Origin of the sequence: uncultured Rothia sp., assembly GCF_963507905.1 — a bacterium.
GTDB lineage: Bacteria > Actinomycetota > Actinomycetes > Actinomycetales > Micrococcaceae > Rothia.
Genome location: NZ_CAUOUU010000001.1, coordinates 207590 through 224559, shown reverse-complemented (window position 1 = coordinate 224559; position 16970 = coordinate 207590). Strand labels below are relative to the sequence as shown.

The following is a 16970-nucleotide window of genomic DNA, read 5'->3' as shown; positions in this document are numbered from 1 at the left end:
GATAGTGCCAATCAGGCATCAATACGGCACAATCTTGAGGCAAAGAAGCGACCGGCTCCCCCACCCTCAAGCGGGAAAGCCGGTCATATTAAGGTTTTAACCGCGCGGAGCGGGAATGTGGATGCGGTTCTCCACAGCCTTCAACGCGATATCGGTACGGTACTGCGCGCCAGCCCAAGAGATAGCGCGAACACCCTCGTAGGCGGCGTTACGGGCAGCAGCCAGGTCATCGCCGAGAGCAACAACAGCCAGCACACGACCGCCAGCAGTCAGCACACCCTCCTCGGATGCGGCAGTACCCGCGTGAATCACGTGCACGCCCTCCAGAGCATTCGCCTCGTCCAGACCGGAGATAACATCACCCTTGCGGGGAGTGTCAGGGTAGTTCTCAGCAGCCATAACCACGTCCACTGCGGTGCGGGGATCCCAATCCAGCTCGGTACCCTCAGAAATTTCACCGCGAGCAGCCGCACGCAGCAGCTGACCCAGCGGGGTGCGCAGACGCGCCAGAACCGCCTGGGTTTCCGGGTCGCCAAAGCGGGCGTTGAACTCGATAACGCGCACGCCGCGGCTGGTCACAGCCAGGCCGCAGAAGAGCACACCCACGAACGGGGTGCCGCGCTCAGCCATACGAGCCACGGTCGGGCGGGCAACCTTCTCCACGACCTCCTGCACGAAGCCCTCGGGCAGCCAGGGAAGCGGGGTGTAGGCGCCCATACCGCCGGTATTCGGGCCCTCATCGTTGTCAAAAATGCGCTTGAAGTCCTGAGCCGGGGACAGCGGCAGAACGTTCTTACCGTCAGAAATGACGAAGAGGGACACCTCGGGGCCGTCCAGGAACTCTTCGATGACCACGGTACCGCCAGCGTTGAAGCAAGCCTGAGCGTGCTCCAGTGCTGCGGTGCGGTCCTCGGTCACCACAACGCCCTTACCTGCTGCCAGGCCGTCGTCCTTCACCACATAGGGTGCACCGAACTCGTCCAGTGCCGCCTGAGCCTCAGCGGCGTTCGTTGCCACGTAAGCGCGGGCAGTCGGCACGGAAGCCTCTTCCATGACCTGCTTAGCGAAAGCCTTAGAACCCTCCAGCTGTGCAGCAGCTGCGGAGGGGCCGAAAACATCAAAACCCGCCTCACGCAGCGCGTCAGAAACACCGGCGACCAGGGGCGCCTCCGGGCCAATAACGACCAGGTCGGCGTTCAGTTCGCGTGCCAGGGCGGTTGCCTGAGCGGGATCATTTGCGTCAATTGCGTGGACGGGAACATCCTGGGCAATGCCGGCGTTGCCGGGGGCGCTGTGCACCTCGGTTACCTCAGGGTCGCGCAGAAGCGCACGGATAATAGCGTGTTCGCGGCCGCCGGGGCCCAGTACCAAAACCTTCATAGTATTTAGGGTACCCGGTACCCTCTCAAAAATGTGAGCTGAGCACACTAAAAATGCGGCCCTTCTCATGTAGCGGCACATTCGCAAGAATGCACGCTAGAGAAGAGCCGCACAGCGCGGTAACCGAAGCTACCGAATCAAGCTAAAAGCACTAGATGAGGGCGGTAATAGCTGCCAGGCCGCCGAAAAGAATACCGGGAGCGTTCGCGATGATAATCGGAACATCCTTCTTGGGGCGCCACAGACCGTACAGAACCCACAGGGTGCAGTTCACAGCAGCAACCAGAGGCTGGATCCAGTCACCCTTGTGACCGTTCAGGTTACCGATAATCTGCGGGAAGTAGAACACGTACATGAGCACTGCAGTCACAGAAGCAACGCGAGCCAGGATGGGGAAGAACTTTGCGTGGAATTCAGATTCTGCGCTCAAACCGCCCTTGGGGGAGGTGTTCTGTGCGGAGGTGTTTGCGGAGGTGTTGTTCTGCTCTGCCATGGATGTACTCCTTTACATGGTTTGCCTCTCACCGATCAAGAGTAAGTTGAGGGGTGAGGGGCATTAAGCGATGCATATTCGTACCGGGTCGCGTCTAACTAGTTTCGCCTAGATATAGGACCCCGGGGCCGCATCATTTTCCTAACTGGATACATACGCCCGTTCTCAGACTGCATATTGGGGCATGTCAGAGATGATAAACCGTGGATACACTCATAGCTCATCGATTGACGGGGTGGGGTTTTGCTCATCTGCCGCTGCCTTGGTCATCGCCGTATTCATGAGGCGGTACGTCGAGGCGCCGGAATGGTTCATCGGGGCGTCGATCGTGGTCGGTCCTATGCGGTGCTGGGTTTTTCGGTTCGTGCGGGCTGTGCCTCGCTCACTTACCTTAGTCTTACCCGCTGCGCTTGAGCACCCTTCAATTATAAAAATGAATTACTCATAGCTTCAACTCGCAGTAAACGTGAATCTCTTCACAGGGCTCTCCCTCGACCGTGCCAGCCCATCCTAGCTCCGCGCCACCAGAGACAAATAGGGTCAAGCCGCACGCCCCGTTTAAACTAGAAGAATGACCAACAGCACCACCCCACAGGCAACCACTCACACCACCGACCACAGCAGCGCCTTCGACGTAGAACTCGCGCAGCTCACCCGCAACAACTTCATTGAGGCACGCCACCGCGGCCGCCTCATCCTGCTGGGCCCCGACGGCGAAATTCAGCTTGCCCTCGGCGACATTCACGAGCCCTTCTACCTGCGCTCCGCCGCCAAACCGCTGCAGGCCATCGGATCCATGAAGGCGGGCGCGCCCCTGCGCGGCTCCCAGGTCGCCATCGCCTGCGGCTCGCACCGCGGCACCTTCGAGCAGATGCGCGCCGTGCAGGACGTACTCACCCAGGGCAGCACCGAAGCCAACCCGCTCACCCCGGCAAACCTGGCGCTCAAGCCCACGCTCCCCTCCGACAAGCAGGCACGCCAGGCAATGATTCAGGCGAACCTTGCCGCTACTGCCCTGGCGCACCCCTGCTCCGGCAAGCACGCCGCATTCCTGTGGGCGTGCACCGCCAAGCTTGAGCGCGGCGATCTCGAAGAAGGCTCGCAGAACTGGACCCTGCACAACTACCTCGACCCCGCACACCCGCTGCAGCAGGTCATCACCGAAGAAATTGAGGCGTTCACCGGCGAGCCCGTAGCCGCTATCGGCGTTGACGGCTGCGGTGCGCCCGTGCACGCCGTCTCCCTGGCCGGTGCTGCACGCGCCTACTCGACCCTGGGCGCGGCAATCCGCAACCTCGGGGCGGATGCGCGCGCCTCCACGGTCGCCACCGCCATGGTGGACTACCCCGAACTGATTCAGGCACCCGGCTCCCCCGACACCGTGCTCAGCGAAGAACTGGACGCAATCGTCAAGAGCGGCGCGGAAGGTGTGCTCTGCATCGGCCTGCGTTCGGGCGCGTCCGTGGTGGTGAAGATGAGCGACGGCACCCACCGCGCTATGTATGCTGTGGCTCTGCGTGCGCTGGTTGCTGGCGGATACCTGAGCGCCGAAGAATGCGAGCGCCTGCTCGCACTGGTGGTACGCCCGGTAACCGGCGGATACGCTGACGGTCAACCGGTCGAGGTTGGCGAGCTGCGCGTGCACGAGGAGCTCTTCACCACTGGGGAGCTCAATACCGGCGCCCCGGAAGGAAAGTAGCCGTGGCAATTCGACGCAAAACCAGCGAAGAGGCGGGCATGGCTGCGGTGCGTGAGGTGCGTGCGCTCTTCGCCTCGTTCGAAGATAGTTCTGCAGTACCTGCTGAGCCTGTACCCGCCGAGCCTGTGACCTCTGAGGTAGCGCAGGCGTTTGCCGCGCTCCCCCGCTCCGTGCGCGCCACTTTCGTCCGTTTCACCCTTGAAGAGCTGGCGACCCTCGCCCCCGGCAATAGCGTGGAGGTGCGCGTGCCCCCGCTGGGCGTGACCCAGTGCGTGGCGGGCCCCCGCCACACGCGAGGCACCCCTCCCTCGGTCGTGGAAACCTCACCGGTTGTTTGGGCGGCACTGGTGCTGGGCGCCTGCTCGTGGGAGCAGGCGGTCGCCGCCGGGATGCTTGACGCCTCCGGCGAGCGCAGCAACCTCTCTACACTGCTGCCACTTTTTTAGGTGCTGCCGCTCTTTTAAGCACTGCTTAAGACCCCAAGTTTTCGCGGCTTCTGTAGCCTTCTGCCGCCAGAAGCCGCTAATAGCCGTCCATACTGAGGTATTTAGCGTATCCTTCACCACGTCTAGACTGAAACCCGGTACACTTTTAAGGGTCTGGTGTATGCTACCGCACACACAGGCAGGTGCGAGCACAGAAACACACATCCGTCTTGCGCCCGCGCAGACGCATCCGCAGTCCCATCGTCGAAAAGACAGTGAATTGATTCGCCCCGACGGAAAACTCACTCACGACCTCGATCCGATTGACCACGGCCCCAAGGACGCCTGCGGCGTCTTCGGCGTCTGGGCACCCGGCGAGGACGTGGCAAAGCTAACCTACTACGGCCTGTACGCACTCCAGCACCGCGGCCAGGAATCAGCAGGTATCGCAACCAGCAACGGCAAACGTATCCACGTGTACAAAGATATGGGACTCGTCTCCCAGGTCTTTGACGAAGCCACCCTCAGCTCCATGCCCGGCGACCATGCTATCGGCCACGCCCGATACTCCACCACCGGCGCATCCCACTGGGCTAACGCACAGCCCACCCTCGGTACCACCCCGCACGGCACACTCTGCCTGGCGCACAACGGTAACCTCACCAACTCGGCAGACCTCTACGAGCGTCTGATTGAAAAGAACGGCGGCAAGCCCCCCAAGCACGGCGAACTCGCCCAGGGCAACACCACCGACACCGCGCTCGTTACCGCCCTGCTGGCGGAGCACGACTTCGATTCCCTCGAAGAAGCAGCACTTGACCTGCTGCCCACCCTGCGCGGTGCTTTCTGCCTCACCTTCATGGATGAGCACACCCTCTACGCCGCACGCGACCCGCAGGGCGTTCGCCCCCTCGTGCTCGGTCGCCTGGAGCGCGGCTGGGTTGTCGCCTCCGAAACCGCGGCACTCGATATTGTCGGCGCGTCCTTCGTGCGCGAAGTTGAACCCGGCGAATTCCTCACCATTGACGAGAACGGCCTGCGCTCCCAGCGCTTCGCAGAAGCTAAGCCCGCAGGTTGCGTCTTCGAGTACGTTTACCTCGCTCGCCCGGACACCACCATCTCCGGCCGTAGCGTCTACGAATCCCGCGTAGAAATGGGCCGTCAGCTCGCCCGCGAGCACGCTGTTGAAGCTGACCTGGTCATGCCCACCCCCGAATCCGGTGTTCCCGCCGCAATCGGTTACGCCGAAGAATCCGGCATTCCCTACGGTAACGGCCTGGTCAAGAACGCTTACGTGGGTCGAACCTTCATTCAGCCCTCGCAGACGATTCGCCAGCTCGGTATCCGTCTGAAGCTGAACCCGCTCAAGTCTGTGGTTGCGGGCAAGCGCCTCGTCGTCATTGACGACTCCATCGTTCGCGGTAACACCCAGCGCGCCCTCGTGCGTATGCTCCGCGAAGCCGGCGCGAAGGAAGTGCACGTACGCATCTCCTCCCCGCCCGTAAAGTGGCCCTGCTTCTACGGTATTGACTTCGCCTCACGCGCGGAGCTGATCGCTAACGGCCTGTCCGTGGACGAAATTGCTTCCTCCCTGGGTGCCGATTCGCTCGGCTTCATCTCCCAGGACGGCATGATGGCAGCCACCGAGCAGCCCGCCGAAAACATGTGTACCGCATGCTTCACCGGCGAATACCCGATTGAACTGCCCAGCGAGGAACGACGAGGCAAGTCCCTCTTTGACGCTGAGGAAAAGGGCAAGGGTGGCCGCCCCCTCGCCGGTAAGGCGGCTGAGGTGACCGTGGAGCGTCCCGTTCCCTCCAAGCCCGAGCACGCCGAGGCTATCTCCATTGAGACCCGCGAAGGCACCGAAACTCTCGAAACGAAGTTCGACCCCTCCGCAGTACAGATTGCCGCAGACGACGCCGGCATGGGCATGTGCAACCCCGGCCCCGACGCTGACCTCGAGGCACTGCTCACCGAGCAGGACCGCACCCCCGCAAACTCCTCCGCTACCACTACCCCGAAGGAATCCTAATGAGCGAGAACACCACCACCGTAACCTACGCAAGCGCAGGTGTTGACGTAGAGGCTGGCGATCGCGCCGTTGAGCTGATGAAGGGCGCTATCAAGGCGACCCACAACTCCTCCGTCGTTGGTGGCGTGGGCGGCTTCGCGGGCCTGTACGACGTCTCCGAGCTCGTCAAGTACCGCAAGCCCTACCTGGCTACCTCCACCGACGGCGTGGGCACCAAGGTCGCCATTGCGCAGGCACTCGATATTCACGACACCATCGGCTACGACCTGGTCGGCATGGTCGTGGACGACATCGTCGTGTGCGGTGCGAAGCCGCTGTTCATGACCGACTACATTGCCACCGGCAAGGTCGTTCCCGAGCGTATCGCTGACATTGTGCGCGGTATCGCTGGCGCATGTGCACAGGCTGGTACCGCCCTGGTTGGCGGCGAAACCGCTGAGCACCCCGGCCTGCTCGCAGAAGACGAGTACGACGTTGCGGGCGCGGCAACCGGCCTGGTTGAGGCTGACGAGCTGCTCGGCCCCGAGCGCGTGCGTGAGGGCGACGTGCTGATTGCTATGGCGTCCTCCGGTATTCACTCCAACGGCTACTCCCTGGTCCGCAAGGTCCTGAACGTTGCCGGTTGGGGTCTGGAGCGCCAGGTGGACGAGCTGGGCCGCACCATCGGTGAAGAGCTGCTCGAACCCACCCGCGTGTACGCGGCAGACTGCCTGGACCTGGCGGCGGCATTCCCCGTCAACGGCGAAGACGGCACCACCGGCAGCGGTGTACGCGGCTTCTCCCACGTAACCGGCGGCGGCCTGGCTGCTAACCTGGCTCGCGTTCTGCCCCAGGGCCTCGAGGGTCGCGTGGACCGCTCCACCTGGCAGATTCCCGCCATCTTCTCCCTGATCGGTTCGCTGGGCAACGTGCCCCTGGCTGACCTGGAGCGCACCCTGAACCTGGGTGTGGGCATGATTGCTATCGTTGACCCCTCCGTGGCTGAGGCCGCTACCAAGCGCCTGAACGACCGCGGTATCCCCTCCTGGATTATGGGTGACGTTGTTGCCGCTGGCGAGCCCGAGGCTAACAACCCCGATTACGTTCAGGGCGCTAAGGGCGTGGACGGCGGCGCAGTTCGACTGCTGGGCTCCTACGCTTCCTAAGGACGCTTTCTTCGGTAGACAGCGAGCGCCAGCTTGCTGGTGCTGATGATTCTATAGACCGGGGCGGTCACCAATGCGGTGGCCGCCCCGGTCTTTTGTGTGTCTGCCGGCAGGGGCACTGCCCGGCGCGCTGCCCGGTGTTTTTACTACCGGGTTTTTATTTAATTTCGCGTGTATTTCAGGCTATTTTTATTTTTTGCTATCAACTGCATTTTTAATGCATTCCAGTGCTTACACCACGGTGTTAAAACATTTACTTTTCTCCCCGACTCGCAAGAGGCACCGCACAGCCCGCATCGCATACCCTAACCCTCAAGCTTTACCTACATAAACTCTCAACTATCGGGCACTATTCAGCCTGCACAGGTTGATTTTCTGCACATTAACCCGTGAAAAGCACCTCAAAAATCCCTCAAGCTCACCTTGAAGTGATACCTTAGAAACGTACGTTGCACACCGTCCAAAAAAGAGTTCTTCCGGTACGAAAAAAGGGTCCACAAAACACTATTCCCTCACCCCATTTATTACTTCAGCGCGCCCAAAAACAGGCCCCTTTTGTCGCCCCGTAAAAACCCTATCCGCACCCCCGTGCGCCTGCAGGCGGAAACACCAGTACACATCACACAGTCCGCATACCACCTACATCAGGAGAACCAGATGAGGCTTCCATACATCGGCGCGCAGCGCACCGAAACACCTCCTCGCCCCTGCACCGATAACCGCCACCGCAAGCGCCCCGCACGCGCGGCACTGAGCCTGCTCGCCGCCGGCGCCATCCTCTTCGGAGGCGACTTGCCCGCAGTCCTCGCGCAGGCCCCCAGCGACGAAGCCATCCTGGCAGCAGCCCAGGCGGCACCCCAGATCGAAGGGCCCGTCAGCCCCCTCAATCTGATGCGCAATGGCGCAGCACGCCCTAACACCCCCACCGCGCCTGCTCCAGGTACGCTCCCTCAGCAGGCGTTCGACCGCTTCATCGTCACCTACACCGACGAAGCCAAGCAGCGTAAGCAGCAGGACGAAGGCAATCGGGATGCAATCCAAGACATTGCTAATGACGTTAAAGACACCGTTGATGTTGCCAGTGAATCTCTGAACGTTGACACTCAAATCCTGCGCAGTACCTCCACCAATGACGCCGTCATCCAGACCTCCAAGAGCCTGACCAAAAACGAGGCGAAGGAGTTCATGGCGAAGGTCGCCTCCGACCCGGACGTAGCCTCCGTCGAACCCGACTACATCAACTACCCCGCCGCAGAAGGCGACATCACCTTCCAGTACAACGACCCGCAGTACAGCAAGCAGTGGAACCTCACCAACCCCACCACCGGCGTTCAGAACACCGGTAACGCACGCCTGCGCCGCGGCGCATACGTGAAAGTCGCCGTACTCGACACCGGCTACGTACCGCACCCCGACCTGGTCACCGGCATGGCGAACGGCTACGACTTCGTCAGCGACCCGCTCAGTGCCCGCGACGGCGACGGCCGCGACCCCAACCCCAGGGATGAAGGCGACTACGCGCCCTACAACCTCTGTAAGGACCAGGCGAACGCCCACACTTCCACCTGGCACGGCACCAGTGTTGCCGGCATCATCGGTGCCCGCGGCAACAACGGCATGGGCATGGTTGGTGCCGCCGACCTCGCCCGCGTGCAGCCCGTGCGCGTGCTGGGCCGATGCGGTGGCCGCACCTCCGACATTGCCGACGCCATCATCTGGGCTGCCGGCGGACACGTTGACGGGGTGCCTGATAACACCTACCCCGCCAAGATCATCAACATGTCTATCGGCACTGTGACCCGCTGCCCCGCCGCTTACCAGCGCGCGATCGACATTGCCCGCTCCAAGGGCGCACTCGTGGTCGCCGCGGCTGGTAACGGCAACACGGAAGCCTCCAAGTACGCGCCCGCCAACTGCATGGGCGTTATCACGGTTGGCGCAACCACCAAGGCTGGCACGCGAGCGTCGTTCTCGAACTACGGCACGAGGGTTAACATCTCGGCGCCGGGTGAGGACATTCTCACCCTGTCCATGAAGAGCCTCAACCGCCCGGATTACACTAAGTTCAGCTACGACTACGAGAGCGGCACCTCCATGGCGGCACCGCACGTCTCCGCTCTGCTGGCGCAGCAGCTGGTCAACGGCACTTCCATAACCACCAAGCAGGTTGAGGAGGCGTTCACCCTCGCGGGGGGAAACCGCATCAAGTGCGATAAGTATTTCTGCAGCCGAGGCATTATCAACAGCTTCAACCTGGCTAAAAAGGCGGGAAACCTGGACGCAAACGGCAAGGTGACCTTCCTGCGGCCGCGCAAGGTCATTTCTAAGGGTCTGAGCGCCGGCGCGTCTCACACCAAGATTGCGGACGACACCGGGGCCGTAGCCCCCACCGAGGAGAACCGCACCGATGCCCACAGCCAGATTCCTGACGACCGGATTCCCGGCGCCCCCGCCACGGAAATCCCCGAAGATGCCCAGGTCTATGACCTGAACGGTGACGCCGAACCCATCACCCAGGACGAGCCGCTGGTCACCAACCCCGCGCAGAAGCCCCGCGAGGTCAATGAACAATAAGCTATCCGCTACGGACGCCTCACCAGGCCCAGCCGACAGCGCATAGCGAAGCCCCCGATGAGAACTCATCGGGGGCTTTTCACGTCTACAACGAGGTTCGGCTAGTGGAGATAACTAGCGGTGGTTACCGGTCGCGAAACCCAGGTATCCGGTGTTCGGATAGCCGCTGCTCGGGTAGGTATTCGCAGAAGCACCGTACCACGAGCGGTAACGGGGAGTGTGGCCGTGACGCGGACGCGACGGGTACGAGGGGCGAGTGACCGGGCGGGACGGGCGAGTCACCGGACGGGTAGCTTTAGGAGCAGGGGTCACCTTAGGTGCCGGAGTTACCTTAGGCGCGGGGGCCTGCTGACGCTTGGCGTCCTCTTCAGCCTTCTTGCGTGCCGCCTCTTCAGCTGCCTTCTTACGTGCGGCCTCCTCCTCAGCCTTCTTGCGTGCCGCCTCAGCCGCAGCGGCATCGGCAGCCTCACGGTCGGAGCGGACCTGCTGAACCGCACGCGCCGCGTTCACAATGCCGGAACCGCACGCGGACTGGTCACACTCAACACTCTGAGAGGTGGACTGCAGAGCCTTCTTCGCCTGAGCGTAGGTCAGCTTCGGGTCGACCGCCTTCATGAGCGCCACAATACCGGCAACATGCGGTGCCGCCATGGAAGTGCCCTGGTACTCGGCGTAGTCAGCCTTACCGGGAGCGGTCTTGCCAGCGTTAAGGGTGGAGAGAATACCGCCACCCCAGTAGCGGCGGTCGCCACCGGGTGCGCTCACATCCACGCGGGAGCCGTAGTTGGAGAAGTAGGAGCGCTTGCCGTTCTTATCGGTCGCACCAACGTTGATGACGTCCTCACAGTTGCCGGGGCTAGACTTCGAGGCATCAAAGTTGTTGTTGCCCGCCGCGACGACCACGATGGAGCCGCGCTTATTCGCCTGAGCAATCGCCTGGCGGTACGGGGTGGTGCAGGTGCCCTCGCTACCGATGGACATGTTAATGACCTGGGCGGGGTTCTGGTTTGCGGGTACGCCGCGCACGCTACCACCGGCAGCCCAAATAATGCCGTCGGTGATGTCCGAGTCGAAGCCGCCGCAGGCGCCCAGAACGCGCACGGGCACGATCTTCGCCTCGGGTGCCACACCAGCGATGCCCTCATTGTTGTTGGCGATAGCGGCGATAGTACCCGCCACGTGGGTGCCGTGCCAGTCGGAGGCGGTCGCCTTCGAACCGGTGAAGCACTGGTTATCTACGGTCCAGTTACCGGCGTCGGTCGGGTCGGAGTCGCGGCCGTCGCCGTCATTGGAGAACGCCGACTCGGCAATGAAGTCGTAGCCGGGCAGCACGTTAGCGTCCAGGTCCGGGTGGGCGGTAATGCCGGAGTCCAGCACCGCCACGGTCACACCCTTGCCGCGGGTGGTGCCCCACGCCTCCAGCGCGGAGACGCCCTTCTCACCGGTGAGGGACCACATGCGGTTCATCTTCGGGTCGTTGATCTTGACGGTTTCTGCGGTGCTATCCACGGTGGCGTAGCGGCGCATATCGGGCGAGACGGAGGCGACCTTGGAGTTCGCACTCAGGGCGTCCATGTACTGCTGCGCCTGGGCGGGGGTGAGCTCCGCGGAGGTGGTGACCACGCTGGCATCCAGCGCGGTGGAGCGGACGTAGCTGGTCTTAATGTTCAGTAGCTCGTCAATGCTCTGCACCTCGGAGGTGATGCCCGCGTAGAGTGCGTCGGCCCAGGTTGCCTGCTGGGTGCCGGCGGCTGCGGACCAGTCGATCTGGTCTGCGGTGGCATCGGTGGAGGCGGCGTTCTTCGCGTCCTCGGTGTAGGTGATGATGAAGCGGTTGTACGCCACGGGCGCGGACTGGGTTGCCTGTGCGGTGTTAGAAATCTGTGCAGTGTTGGAGGTCTGCGCGGCGTTAGAAGCCTGTGCCGCGTTAGAAGCCTGGTTTGCCTGCGCGGTGGGTACCGCCACGGCGGGGATGACGCTTGCTGAGAGCAGGCAGGTTGCGGTGACGAAGCTCAGCAGGGAACGCTGTGAGGAGCGTGCCTGCGAGGGGCGAGCAATGCGAAGCATGGACGTCCTTGTGTGAGTGGTACCGGGTATGCACGGTTCGGCGCAACATTGCCGATTCGCATTGAGGGCGCGGGTGCGCATTCGGTACGAGTGAATACGGAAGAGTGAGGTGTTGGTGCGTAGTACGGGGTTACGTTGTGGGTTCACAATGTGCATGCACGGGTACGCACCGTGAGATACTCTAGCACCCTTTTTCAGTTACTTTATGAATAAAATATATGATGTGATGCACCTCATTTTATATAAAGATGAGCAAAACTTAAATCACTGCTTTAAGGCATGAGAATATCTCGACTAGGCATTTCTTTATCTGCATTTACATGAAAGAAAAATCTCATTACCTGCGCCACACTATCGAGTTTTAGGCGCTAGATACATAGGAAAAGGTGCTAGGATAGCGATATCTCACCACATAAACTACTTCCGAAGAACTCCCGCACGGGAGTTTAGAGAAAAATACACATCAATGCAGTGATGTGCATTTTCTTTTTCTATTCGCTCCTCACAAGCAAATATGCAAAAGAATGCAAATATTTTCTCAAAAGTGCATTTATGTGAGTGGATGACCAACCCACTTGCCGCTTCCGGCACTCACATACGCAAAGGACCCCGATGTCTTTTACCACTCACCCCTCAGCGCGCCGCATCGCACGCACCGCGCTGAGCCTGGGCACCGCCGCAGCACTCATCGCGACCCTGGGCGCCCCCGCATCCTTCGCGGCACCCGCCAAGGCTAACGGCGCCGAACGCGCCAAGGCGCACACCACTATTTCCTCCCTCAGCTCCGGTCAGCAGAAGGCAGGCTTCAACCGCTTCGTCATCACCTACACCGACAGCGCCCTGAACTCCGGTGGCATCAACTGGGCAAGCCCCGCAGGCACCCAGGTCTCCACCTGGAGCGACTCCCTCTACCAGGGCATCAGCTCCGATGTGAAGAGCATCGACGAGCTGCTGAAGGTCAAGACCAGCTACGTACGCACCACCGCCCAGAAGGCGACCGTGGTGACCCTCTCCTCCAAGCTCACCGCAGAGCAGGCTGAGAAGTACATGGCGGCTCTGAGCTCCAACCCCTCCGTCGCATCCGTTGAGCCCGACCTGCTGCGCCGCTCGAACGCGCGTGCTCGTGGCGCCGCGACCTCCAAGGTGGCTCAGGTCGCCAAGGCTGCGCAGGCATCGGACCAGGTTGTGGCACCGAACGACACCCTCTACCCGCAGCAGTGGAACCTGCACGGCACCAAGGGCCTGGCAGCCCCCGAGGCGTGGAAGACCACCCAGGGTGCTGGCGTGACCGTTGCTGTGATTGACTCCGGCATCGTCAAGCACCCCGACCTGGACGCTAACGTTCTGCCCGGCTACGATTTCATCACCGAGCCTTCCATTGCCCGTGACGGCAACGGCCGCGACTCTGACCCGACCGACCAGGGCAACTGGGAAGAAGCCGGCGTCTGCGACGCGGACTCTGAGGCAAGCGAGTCGAACTGGCACGGCACCCACGTTGCAGGCTCCATCGCCGCAATTATGAACAATAAGCGCGGCATCGTCGGCGTGGCACCGAACTCCAAGATCCTGCCCGTGCGTGCCCTGGGCATGTGCGGCGGCTACGACTCCGACATTGCGGATGCAATGGTCTGGGCAGCCGGCGGCACCGTTGAGGGCGTTCCCGCGAACTCCAACCCCGCCAAGATCATTAACCTCTCCCTCGGCGGCGAGGGCACCTGCCCCGCAACCTACTCCAAGGCTATTGCCGAGGTGAACAAGCGCGGCGCGATCCTCGTGGTCGCAGCTGGTAACGATGGTCAGGACACCTCCAAGGTCGCTCCGGCTAACTGCGGCGGTTCGATCGTGGTGGGCGCTACCGACCAGGAGGGTAAGCGTAGCGACTTCTCGAACTACGGCAAGCTTGTTGATGTGAGCGCCCCCGGCAGCAGCATCATGTCCACCGTGGATCTGGGTACCACCGTTTCCAAGGGTGCGGGCTACACCGAGTACGACGGCACCTCCATGGCAGCACCCCAGGTTGCTGGCGTGATTGCCCTGATGAAGTCCGTTGACCCCTCCCTGACCGCTGAGCGTGCAAAGCAGATTCTGAAGCAGAGCTCCAAGCCGCTCACCTGCGATGTGAACGCTTGCGGTTCCGGCATTGTGAACGCTGCGAGCGCGCTGGCTATGGTGCAGGGCAAGAAGGACCCGAACCCGCAGGTGAAGCCCTGGCCGAAGCGTGCTCCTAAGCACCCGACCCGTGCGGCTCGTGTTGGTTACGTGACTAACCCGGCTGTTAACCACAACCCGCCGTTCCTGATTACTCCCGGCGGTCTGATTCCCGGTCAGTAATCGGTATGTTGCCAGCTCGGAAGCCGGTGAGCCAATAGGCTTCTGAAAGGCCAAATATATACAAAAAGCCCCCGTTGAGTTTTCTCAGCGGGGGCTTTTCGTGAACAGAACGCTGCCGCATCTGATGCGGCAGCTTGCTTCTCCCACCCACCCTCACGACTGACGGGTGGGAGAAATCTTGGGGTACGCCCCTAGCGAGCTGGACGCTAGGTAGAAAGCGCTAGGGACGTACCTGGGAGGCGCGCACACCGGTACGGATACCGGCTGCCTCCATGCGAGCGGACTCGTAGCTGCTCACCGCACGCAGACCCGAAGGCGCGTTGGTTGCCACCGCCTTTTCTCGCGGCTTTTCCTGACTCTGGGCGGGTAGAAAAACCCAGCGGCGCTGGACCGCGAAGCTGACCGGAATGAGGATCAGCTCGGTCAGGATCTTGGCAACCAGCAGGGATACTCCCAGGCCGGTCAGGGTTTCCATCAGAGCCGCATTGGCTGCGAGGATACCCACCGCCAGCACGGCGTACCGCACCAGCGAGGAGGATGCCGAGGGGCGTGCGCCTCCGTCGTGCATGAGCATTCGGTTGACGGTGAAGTTCGTCAGCGCCGAGATGATACGTGCACCGACTACGGCTGCCAGGAGCGGAGCACCCAAGCCCACCAGGATGAAGAGGGCGATAGCATCCACGAGGAAGCCGGTCAGGAAAGACGAGGCCAGGAAGGCGAGCAGCGGTGCGTAGATGAGCGCCGAGTCCTGCAGGGGCCTAAAGTGGCTGGTCGGGTTGCCCGGCTCGTAGACCTTCACGATGGGTACCTGTACCAGGTCCACGTCTGCGCGGGTTGCGCGCAGCAGCATGGAGAACTCGTACTCGTACTTATCGCCAGGGATCTGCAGTAGCCAGTCCAGGATCTGCGGGGTGAAGCCGCGCAGGCCGGTCTGGGTGTCTGCCACGCGGGCGCCGGTCGCCAGGGCGAAGAAGCCTACGGTTGCGCTGTTGCCAATCTTGGAGCGTAGCGGCACCTTGGTGCCTTCTTCGCCGGCGTTGGGGTCGGGCTTGGTACGCACACCGAGCACGATGCTCTTCTGGCCTGCCGACGCCGCGGTTTCGGTGCGCACACCCACGCGGAAGATGTCCTGGGGTAGGTGCTGGCCGTCCGCATCGGCGGTGACGATGACCTCGCCGGGGCGGTTTGCTTTCGCCCAGGCGATGCCGGTGCGCAGTGCCGCACCCTTGCCCCTATTGGCGGGGTGGGTCTGCACGGTCACGCCGTCAATGCGCAGTTCGGTGAAGATCGGTGCGTAGGTGCTGCCGGAGCCGTCGTCAATCACGAGGATTTCGGTGCTAGGGTCCTGTTCGCGCAGGGCCCGGGCAAGGCGGACCAGCGATTGGTCCGGCTTGTAGGCGGGTATCAGGATAATCACGATGCGCTCCCTGCAATGTAGAGGATGTCGCTGGTGCCGCGTTCCTTGGTGCCACCCTGGGGGCGGTTGACCAGCTGGTTGTTGAAGACCATGGCGGAGGAGCCACCACCGTCCAGGTTGTAAGCGGTCACGCAGCCGAGGTCCTTGAACATCTGGGCGAACTCGGGCATGGTCACACCGCGCGAGTAGTTGGTGGAGCGGCCGTCGACCACGATGAAGACCAGGTGGTTGGTGCCGAGCACGCCCACGCCGGTTCGCGGCTGGTTGCCCTGGATGGAGTGGTTACCGAAGTTGGTATCCACCTCGACGCTGTCGATGCCGTCGACGACTGCGGAGTCCTTGACCAGTGCCGGGCCGAAGGAGAGGGTGTTCCACACGCCCTCGCTGACGAGGGTCTGGGCATTGGTGGCGGTTTCGTCGTAGAGCTTGACGGAGCCGTCGCGGTAGAATGCGAGACCCTCGCGAGCGCCGGAGTCACGGTAGACCACACCGTTTCGGATCACGATGCCGGTGGTACGGAAGCCGTAGTAGTCACCGTTGATCGCCCAGATGCCGTTGTGTTCGGAGGCAATGTTCGAGGGGGTGTCGATGATGTTCTGGCCGAACTTGTTGTTGGCGAAGGCGCTTCGCAGCAGGGTTGCGTTGTCGAGCTTGATGTCTGCCACGAAGGAGACGACCGCATCCGAGCCGCTGCCGGTGGTGTTGGAGGTGATGGTGATCGAGCCTTCGTTAGCGGTGAGGCTCTGACCGTTGACCTTCACGCCGGTCAGTTCGGTGGGGTCTGCGGTGGCGGAGCCGGAGGCGCTTGCATTTGCCTGCTGTGCCGCCGCCTCGTAGGCGGTGGTGTCTTCGATTTCGGTGTGCTCTGCCAGGTAGCGGTTGTATGCCCAGCCTGCGCCGCCGCCGACTACTGCGAGTGCGCCGAGGCCGCCGCCGATGAAGATTCGACGGGTGAGCTTCTTCTTGGCTAGCTTCTGCTCTGCGGCGGTTTGCACTGCGTTAGCTTGTTCTGCTGCGGTCTGGGTGGCCTGGTCAATGTTCTGAGTCATGTTCTGTTCGTTGTTCATGTCTCTAGAATGCCGGGCTAGTCTCTGTGCCAGGCATGACTAAGCTGTGCAGAAGCTATGTATGCTTATTCATTTCAAACTTTTTTATTACTGACTATGTTCTATTACCAGATAGAGTTATGCACATCTATGTATAAACATGTGTATTGGCTTTGTGCTCCGCACAGTTACAACCACCATGAGCTGCCCGTCCTCGCGCATCCACCCGGGTGAATCCGCCCGGGTGAATCCGTCTGGGTGCATCCGCACAAACTGCAGGCACGAAAAAACCGGCTGAGCACCCCGTGCGGGGCCTCAAGCCGGTTCATCATCTGTCGAATACGCTCGGTCGATATGC

The 16970-nt window shown here is 61.8% G+C and carries 11 protein-coding genes; 6 read left to right on the top strand and 5 right to left on the bottom strand.

All coding sequences use genetic code 11. The features are described 5' to 3' along the window. Positions 1-96: 96 nt before the first annotated feature. Both purD and RQ593_RS00945 read right to left on the bottom strand, forming a co-directional pair. On the bottom strand, positions 97-1380 hold the full coding sequence (purD, locus tag RQ593_RS00950) for a phosphoribosylamine--glycine ligase (protein WP_049327455.1): 1284 nt from the start codon (positions 1378-1380) through the stop codon (positions 97-99). A gap of 151 nt (positions 1381-1531) precedes the next feature. Then, positions 1532-1873, bottom strand: a complete 342-nt coding sequence (locus RQ593_RS00945) for a hypothetical protein (protein ID WP_070819322.1) — start codon at positions 1871-1873, stop codon at positions 1532-1534. Between the two features lie 571 nt (positions 1874-2444). Between RQ593_RS00945 and RQ593_RS00940 the strand changes: the two genes are divergently transcribed. The 5 genes from RQ593_RS00940 (at position 2445) to RQ593_RS00920 (ending at position 9751) form a co-directional block, all read left to right on the top strand. Then, positions 2445-3572: an asparaginase gene (locus tag RQ593_RS00940; protein ID WP_311449559.1), complete on the top strand. Its 1128-nt coding sequence runs from the start codon at positions 2445-2447 to the stop codon at positions 3570-3572. Positions 3573-3574: 2 nt separating this feature from the next. Next, positions 3575-4018, top strand: coding sequence for a sterol carrier family protein (locus tag RQ593_RS00935; RefSeq protein ID WP_311449558.1), 444 nt, complete (start codon positions 3575-3577; stop codon positions 4016-4018). A gap of 259 nt (positions 4019-4277) precedes the next feature. Next, positions 4278-6032, top strand: coding sequence for an amidophosphoribosyltransferase (gene purF / locus RQ593_RS00930; RefSeq protein ID WP_311449557.1), 1755 nt, complete (start codon positions 4278-4280; stop codon positions 6030-6032). Continuing rightward, positions 6032-7177, top strand: a complete 1146-nt coding sequence (gene purM, locus RQ593_RS00925) for a phosphoribosylformylglycinamidine cyclo-ligase (protein WP_005504604.1) — start codon at positions 6032-6034, stop codon at positions 7175-7177. The genes purF and purM overlap by 1 nt, the downstream gene beginning before the upstream one ends. Before the next feature lie 657 nt (positions 7178-7834). Beyond that, positions 7835-9751: a S8 family peptidase gene (locus RQ593_RS00920; RefSeq protein WP_311449556.1), complete on the top strand. Its 1917-nt coding sequence runs from the start codon at positions 7835-7837 to the stop codon at positions 9749-9751. A gap of 114 nt (positions 9752-9865) precedes the next feature. Here RQ593_RS00920 and RQ593_RS00915 read toward each other — a convergent pair whose 3' ends face one another. Then, a complete protein-coding gene (locus tag RQ593_RS00915; protein ID WP_311449555.1) occupies positions 9866-11818 on the bottom strand; it encodes a S8 family peptidase in 1953 nt (650 codons plus the stop codon). 612 nt (positions 11819-12430) lie between these two features. Here RQ593_RS00915 and RQ593_RS00910 point away from each other — a divergent pair. Beyond that, a complete protein-coding gene (locus RQ593_RS00910) occupies positions 12431-14149 on the top strand; it encodes a S8 family peptidase (RefSeq protein WP_070832010.1) in 1719 nt (572 codons plus the stop codon). A 220-nt stretch (positions 14150-14369) separates the two neighbouring features. On the opposite strand, the gene RQ593_RS00905 is transcribed toward RQ593_RS00910, so the two are convergent. After that, positions 14370-15566, bottom strand: a complete 1197-nt coding sequence (locus RQ593_RS00905; protein WP_311449554.1) for a bifunctional glycosyltransferase family 2/GtrA family protein — start codon at positions 15564-15566, stop codon at positions 14370-14372. Further along, positions 15563-16633, bottom strand: coding sequence for a phosphodiester glycosidase family protein (locus tag RQ593_RS00900; protein ID WP_311449553.1), 1071 nt, complete (start codon positions 16631-16633; stop codon positions 15563-15565). The genes RQ593_RS00905 and RQ593_RS00900 overlap by 4 nt, the downstream gene beginning before the upstream one ends. Positions 16634-16970 lie beyond the last annotated feature (337 nt).

Bases quoted from the DNA above. Each gene is read 5' to 3' on its own strand.
- purD (WP_049327455.1), bottom strand. From the start codon at position 1,380: ATGAAGGTTTTGGTACTGGGCCCCGGCGGCCGCGAACACGCTATTATC.
- RQ593_RS00945 (WP_070819322.1), bottom strand. From the start codon at position 1,873: ATGGCAGAGCAGAACAACACCTCCGCAAACACCTCCGCACAGAACACC.
- RQ593_RS00940 (WP_311449559.1), top strand. From the start codon at position 2,445: ATGACCAACAGCACCACCCCACAGGCAACCACTCACACCACCGACCAC.
- purM (WP_005504604.1), top strand. From the start codon at position 6,032: ATGAGCGAGAACACCACCACCGTAACCTACGCAAGCGCAGGTGTTGAC.
- RQ593_RS00920 (WP_311449556.1), top strand. From the start codon at position 7,835: ATGAGGCTTCCATACATCGGCGCGCAGCGCACCGAAACACCTCCTCGC.
- RQ593_RS00915 (WP_311449555.1), bottom strand. From the start codon at position 11,818: ATGCTTCGCATTGCTCGCCCCTCGCAGGCACGCTCCTCACAGCGTTCC.
- RQ593_RS00910 (WP_070832010.1), top strand. From the start codon at position 12,431: ATGTCTTTTACCACTCACCCCTCAGCGCGCCGCATCGCACGCACCGCG.
- RQ593_RS00900 (WP_311449553.1), bottom strand. From the start codon at position 16,633: ATGAACAACGAACAGAACATGACTCAGAACATTGACCAGGCCACCCAG.